Here is a 5,459-nt window from a genome sequence, read left to right as displayed (position 1 = left end):
CAAGGGGTCCGACGTGGACAAGAAGCTCTACGAGATGCAAGCCGAACTGTGCAAGACGCTCTCGAACCCGAAGCGTCTCGAGATCCTGGACATCCTGAAGGAAGCGGGCGAGATCTGCGTCAACGAGCTGGCCGAGCGGCTCGAGATCCCCAAGGCCAACACCTCGCAGCACCTGGCCGTGCTGCGGCAGGCCGGCGTCGTCAACACGCGCAAGGACGGCATCAACGTCTACTACAGCCTGCGCTCCCAGAAGATCACGGAAGCCTGTTCCCTGACCCGCACCATCCTCGTCGAGCGCCTCGAGGACCAGATGGGTCTGACCAACCTCATCCGCGAACAGGACTAGCGCGTGGACGCGCTGCTCGCCGCCCTGGCCGGACTGCTGGCGGGAGGGGTCCTGGTCCACCTGCTCGCCCGGGCGCGCGAGGCGACCCTGCGCGAGAAGGCCGCGCGCCTCGAGGACGAGCTGGCCCGGCGCGACCGCGACGGCGGCGCGCAGCGCGACGCCTTCCTGGCCGTCGCCGCCGACGCGCTGCGCCTGAACAACGAGAGCTTCCTGCAGCTCGCGCGCCCGGAGCTGGAGAAGGTCGTGGCCCGCGCCGCCGGCGAGCTGGCCCAGCGCCAGCAAGCCGTCGAGGGGCTGGTGAAGCCCATCGGCGACACCCTCGCCAAGGTCACCCTCGAGATCACCCAGCTCGAGAAGCAGCGGGCGGCGACGCACGCCGACCTCGTGCGGCTCATCGGCACGGTCAACGACGACCAGCGCGCCCTGAAGTCCGAGACCTCCAACCTGGTGCAGGCCCTGCGCCGGCCCGAGGTGCGCGGCCGTTGGGGCGAGCTGCAGCTGCGCAAGGTCGTCGAGATGGCGGGCATGCTGGACTACGTGGATTTCGTGGAGCAGGCCTCGGTCGAGGGCGAGGACGGCCGGCTGCGGCCCGACATGATCGTGCGCCTGCCCGGCGGGCAGCAGGTCGTGGTCGACGCGAAGGCGCCCCTGGACGCCTACCTCGCGGCCGTCGAGGCCGTGGACGAGGACCGCCGGCGCGCGCTGCTCGCCGATCACGCCCGCCACATCCAGGACCACATGCGCAAGCTCGGGCTCAAGAACTACTGGAGCCAGTTCGCGCCGTCGCCCGAGTTCGTGGTGATGTTCCTGCCGGGGGAGAACATCTTCGGCCAGGCCCTGGCCCAGGACCCGTCGCTCATCGAGAAGGGCGTCAACGAGAAGGTCATCCCCGCCTCGCCCACCACGCTGATCGCGCTGCTGCGCGCCGTGGCCTACGGCTGGAACCAGCAGAAGCTGACCGAGAGCGCGCTCGAGATCAGCGTGCTGGGCCGCGACCTCTACGGGCGGCTGCGCACGATGGCCGAGCACCTCGCGAGGCACGGCCAGCACCTCGACCGCTCGGTCGACAGCTACAACAAGTTCCTGGGTTCGCTGGAGCGCAACGTCCTGCCGCAGGCTCGCCGCTTCGAGCAGCTCGGCGCGGCCGTCGGCGAGGGTCTGCCCGAGATCCCGCCCATCGAGAAGGCGCTGCGGCTGCCGCAGGCGCCGGAGCTGACGGCCCCGCTCCCCGAAGACGCCGTCGATTGATCTGTTCCCGGACGTGGAAAGCCCCGGCCCGGCGCGAGCCGGACCGGGGCTTTCGCGATCGCCGCGTCCCTACTGGATGATCTGCATGATCTCCAGCGACTGGTTGGTCTCCTCGAGGAACTTGTCCTGCAGCCGCATCGCCCTCTCCAGCGTGATGTTCAGCTCGCTCAGCGCCCAGGGATCGACGTCGGCGGCCGCGAGGCTCGCCGGCGCGCCCATGCCGAGCAGGTAGGAGAGGTGGTCCGACACGTTCACCAGGGCCACCAGGCCGGGGTAGGAGGTGCCGGAGCTCAGGCTGTGGTGGCACTGGACCGACTCGACCAGGTTCGCCGGGAAGTTCCAGCTGCGCAGCACCGCCTTGGCGACGTTGGTGTGGTCGACGCTGAGCAGCTCGGATTCGGTGGCGATCCAGCTCTGGCCGTGGTTCAGCGCGTGGTTGCAGACCTCGTCGAAATCCTCCGTGAAGTACTTCTTCATGATCAGCTTGCCGATGTCGTGCAGCAGGCCGGCGGTGAACGTCTCCTCCTGCTGCTTGATGCCGGTCTCCTGTCCCAGGATCTTGCAGATCGTGGCGGTGCAGAGGCTGTGCTTCCAGAAGTCCTCGATCGGGAAGCGGCTGTCCTCCTCCATGCCGGCCACGTAGTCGAAGACGCTGATGGCCAGCGCCGCGTTGCGCACCGTGCGGAAGCCGAGGATCACCATCGCGCGGCTGATGGTGTTGATCTCCTGCTTGTAGCCGTAGAACGCCGAGTTGACGAGCTTGAGGATCTTGGTGGTCAGGGCCTGGTCGCGCGAGACGATCTCGGCGAGCTGCGGCACCGAGACCTGGGGATCGCTCATCTTGCTGAACAGTTGCTGGTAGACGATGGGCAGCGTGGGGACTTCCTTCACGACCAGCTTGAGGTCGCGAGGGTGGATGGTCTTCAGGGACAGGGTGGCAGTCGACAAGTGAGGCTCCTCCTCGATCTCTCCCGGAATCCTTCCCGTCGCGTCTCCCGGTCCCCTCGATCTCCTCACCGGGGTCGCGCCGCCAAGTCCGGATGTGATGAAGCTATCGGCCCGGGATGGGCGCTCTTGAGCGGGAAGGCGCCTGGAGATTCGATTTATCCGAAGAAAAGAGGAGTCGAACCGGGGGGAAGTAGGCCGACCTCGCCGACGACGGCCGCGCAGAGGGCGCCGTGGGCCAGGGCCGCCGCGCGGGCCTCCTCGCAGCGCTCGGGCGGGACGGCGAAAAGCAGGCCGCCGGAGGTCTGGGGGTCGTTGACCAGGCCGATCAGGTCCTCGCCGAGCGACGGCGCGTAGCCGACGCGCGAGGCGCCGAAGGCGCGGTTGGAGCTGGTGCCGCCGCAGGTGAAGCCGCGGCCGCAGAGGCCGACCGCGTCGGGCAGCAGGGGCAGCGCGGCGGTGTCGAGGTGGAAGCGCAGGCCGGCGCCCAGCGCCATCTCGGCGGCGTGCCCCGCGAGGCCGAACCCGGTCACGTCGGTGCAGGCCCGCACCCCGCAGGCGTGCAGGAAGGCGCCGCAGCGGTTCAGGGAGATCATCGTGGCGACGAGGGCCGCGTAGTCCGGTCCCGTCTCGGGCAGCGCGCCCTTCTTCAGGGCCGCGGCCAGCGCGCCGGTGCCCAGCGGCTTGGTCAGCACCAGCAGGTCGCCGGGGCGGGCGGCGCTGTTGCGCAGGATGCGGTCCGGGTGCACGACCCCGGTCACCGCGAGCCCGAACTTCACCTCGTCGTCGCGCACGGTGTGGCCGCCGCCGACCACGACCCCCGCCTCGCGGCAGACGTCGGCGGCGCCGGCGAAGATCTCGCCCATGACCTCGGGCGGCAGCGCCTTCTCGGGGAAGCCGCAGAGGTTCAGCGCGACCAGCGGCGTTCCGCCCATCGCGTAGACGTCGCTCAGGGAGTTGGCGGCCGCCACCGCCCCGAAGGCGCGCGGGTCGTCCAGCACCGGGGTGATGAAGTCGGCCGTGGCGACCAGGGCGTGCTCGGCGGTCAGCGCGTAGACGGCGGCATCGTCCGACGTCTCGTAGCCGACCAGCAGCTCCGGACGCCGGGTATCGGGAAGATTCGCGAGGATCGCCTCGAGGCCCTCCGGGCCGAGCTTGGCCGCTCAGCCGGCGCTCTTGGCGAAGCGGGTCAGGTAGACCTTCTCCCCGGGCAGCATCTTCACCTCCCTTCAGAAATTGAAGGAGTCCATGAACTGGAACACCGTGTCATCGTGCTCGGGCACCGCCAGCTCGAAGCGGAACTGGTGGTTCGAGATGTTGATGTGCGCGCCGCCGCCCCAGCTGGCCAGGGGGTGGCGCCCGCCGCCGTCGAACCAGTTCGCGCCGATGTCGGAGAAGGCGTGCAGGCCCACGCCGATGACGCGCCCGTCGCCGGAGATCGTCATCAGGAACAGCGGCCAGCGGTACTCGGCGCTCAGCAGGAAGCCCTCGTCGCCCACCACGCTGGCGTACCCGTAGCCGCGCAGGGTCTCGGGACCGCCCCACCAGAGCAGGTCCTCGGGGGGGACGCGGCCCTCGGCACGCCGCCCCCAGGTGCGCAGCGCCAGCACGTGGTCCCAGGGCAGCGGCAGGAAGGCCCGCAGATCGCCGGTCAGCAGCGTGAAGTCGTCGAACCCGTCGCCGAGGACGCGCTCGGCGATCAGCCGGTGGTAGAAGCCGCGCGTGGGGTACCAGGGCTGGTTGCGGCTGTCGAGCCCGAGGGTGCCGCGCAGCGTCGCGCGACGGCGCGTCGCGGCCGGCCAGGGATCCGGCAGGTCGCTCATGGCGCTCTCTTGGCGGAAGCCGCCGGCGGACAGCTCGGCCTGCGCGAACAGGGGTCGGCGGTAGTCCCAGCGCACCCGGGTGCCGAGCTGCCAGCGGTCGAAATCCGTGTCGCGGTGGACGAAGTCGGCGCGCTCCCAGCCGGCGGCCAGGCCCCAGGACAGGCCGTCCACGCCGAACAGCCAGGGGTGCTCCCAGTCGGCGTCGTAGCCGTGCCGCGCGTACCAGGTGGCGGCGAGGGAGAGGCGTTCGCCCCGGCCCCGGAGGTTGATGTCGTAGACGCGGGCGCCGAGCAGCACGTCCCAGCGGCGGTCGTAGTCGATGATCGGGTAGTAGCGCATCGTCGCGTCTTCTTCGACGACCACGGTGACCGGGACGACGTCGCCGCCCTCGTCGTCGACCACCAGGTCCACGTAGGCGAACCAGCCCAGGTCCTCCAGGTGCTCCCAGGCCCGGTCCAGGACCTCGAAATCGAAGGGGTCGCCCTCGGCGAAGCCGAGCTCGTGCAGGATGAGCGCGGATTGCGTGGAGGTGTTGCCTTCGACGGTGATCGCGCCGAACACGGGCGCGTCTTGGGTGAGCTCGTTCTGGGCGCGCGCGGCGGCGGCGCCGAGCAGGGCCAGCACCGCGCAGACGGTCGCGCAGACGACCGCGAAGATGCGTCGCGGGCGGGTCGGCGGGGAAGTGTGGGACGGCATCCGTGCTCCCGCTCCGTCGGGGTCCAGGCAGGCGGCGCCGGCGCCGGCGTCGCGGAGGTGACGGGGGGCAACGTAGCACGGAAGCCCCGGGATGGGCAAGGCGACCGCGTGCCCCGTCAGACGAGATGCAGGCGGGGGGCGGCGGGCCCGTCGGTCGGCGTCGCGGCCTCGGGACCGGGGTGCAGGGCGGCGCAGACCAGGCCGTACCTGGCGAGTTCGGCGTCGAGGTCGCCCGGCGTCAGCCCGGCCAGGACGTCCCGCAGTTCGCGGCTCGCCGGTGGGCCGTCGCGAACGGCCAGGCGGAGCGCGGCGATGGTCGGCACGAGGTGCCCGAGCGCCTCGCGGCAGAGGTCCGCGCCGGGCGCGACCCCGTCGCGCAGCACGGTCCGCTGCAGGCGCAC

At 70.9% G+C, this 5,459-nt stretch carries 5 protein-coding genes and 1 pseudogene; 2 read left to right on the top strand and 4 right to left on the bottom strand.

Translation table 11 applies throughout. From position 1 onward, the window contains the following. Positions 1-346, top strand: a 346-nt coding sequence (locus tag Q7W29_00385; protein ID MDO9170270.1) for a metalloregulator ArsR/SmtB family transcription factor, incomplete at its 5' end; no start/stop codon positions are given. A 3-nt stretch (positions 347-349) separates the two neighbouring features. Beyond that, on the top strand, positions 350-1,594 hold the full coding sequence (locus Q7W29_00380; protein MDO9170269.1) for a DNA recombination protein RmuC: 1,245 nt from the start codon (positions 350-352) through the stop codon (positions 1,592-1,594). Positions 1,595-1,663: 69 nt separating this feature from the next. Here the strand turns inward: Q7W29_00380 and Q7W29_00375 are convergent, their stop codons facing one another. From Q7W29_00375 to Q7W29_00360, 4 genes and pseudogenes are all read right to left on the bottom strand, one after another. Further along, positions 1,664-2,542: an HDOD domain-containing protein gene (locus Q7W29_00375; GenBank protein MDO9170268.1), complete on the bottom strand. Its 879-nt coding sequence runs from the start codon at positions 2,540-2,542 to the stop codon at positions 1,664-1,666. A 155-nt stretch (positions 2,543-2,697) separates the two neighbouring features. Further along, positions 2,698-3,690, bottom strand: a pseudogene (gene selD, locus Q7W29_00370) (selenide, water dikinase SelD). Between the two features lie 78 nt (positions 3,691-3,768). After that, positions 3,769-5,058: a BamA/TamA family outer membrane protein gene (locus Q7W29_00365; protein MDO9170267.1), complete on the bottom strand. Its 1,290-nt coding sequence runs from the start codon at positions 5,056-5,058 to the stop codon at positions 3,769-3,771. A 116-nt stretch (positions 5,059-5,174) separates the two neighbouring features. Then, positions 5,175-5,459, bottom strand: a 285-nt coding sequence (locus Q7W29_00360; GenBank protein ID MDO9170266.1) for a hypothetical protein, incomplete at its 5' end; no start/stop codon positions are given.

It is taken from the genome of bacterium, from assembly GCA_030654305.1.
Lineage (GTDB): Bacteria > Krumholzibacteriota > Krumholzibacteriia > LZORAL124-64-63 > LZORAL124-64-63 > PNOJ01.
Note: the sequence above shows the minus strand (reverse complement) of the source record. Positions and strands in the feature narration are given on the sequence as shown.

Coding starts and splice junctions, on each gene's coding strand:
- Q7W29_00365 (MDO9170267.1), bottom strand. CDS start 5,058: ATGCCGTCCCACACTTCCCCGCCGACCCGCCCGCGACGCATCTTCGCG.